The sequence below is a fragment of the Alcanivorax sp. HI0044 genome (assembly GCF_001634945.1).
In genome coordinates this window covers 1-560 of sequence record NZ_LWEZ01000997.1, presented here as the reverse complement: position 1 = coordinate 560, position 560 = coordinate 1, and the positions used below count along the sequence as shown (strand labels likewise).

At 55.9% G+C, this 560-nt stretch carries 1 protein-coding gene; it reads right to left on the bottom strand.

Annotated elements, in window-relative coordinates:
- Nucleotides 1–209: 209 nt before the first annotated feature.
- Nucleotides 210–560: phospholipid-binding protein MlaC (locus A3730_RS11780; RefSeq protein WP_197477454.1), on the bottom strand; the 351-nt coding region annotated here is incomplete at its 5' end.

Below are 560 nucleotides of genomic sequence, written 5' to 3'. Positions count from 1 at the left end.
ACCGGTCACCGCCGCCTTCCACTGCCACATCGGCATTGTCAAAACCGGCATCAACCAATGCCTGAACTTCTTCCGGATTCATCTTTGCTCCTCATCAGGGCCTTGGTCAGGCCCAAACAGCACTGGAGCGGCCTGCAGCCGCTCCATCAAATCGTCATCAAGGGCGTAATAATACGCGAGCCCGCTGCCCCTTACCACGGCAGGCGGGTTCACTCGCCCTGTTTGGCCTCGTCGATGCCGGCATCAATCTTGGCATCCGCAGACCAGTTATCGATCACCTTGTCGATATCGTTGTACTGCTGCATCCCCTGGGCGAACTGACTCTTGAAGGTATCGCGCAGATCCAGGCCATTCACATACACATTGATCACTTTCCACTGATCATCACGCAGGAACAGGGTGTAGTAGATCGGCACCACCTGCCCGGAGTTGGTTTTCACCTCCATGCGCACCCTTGCATAGTCGCCTTTACGGTCGCCGTCCTGCATGGGCAAGGTTTCGATCTTCTGCCCGTCATACAGGGTGATGCCGGATGCGTAGGTGTTGATCAGGCTGTTTTT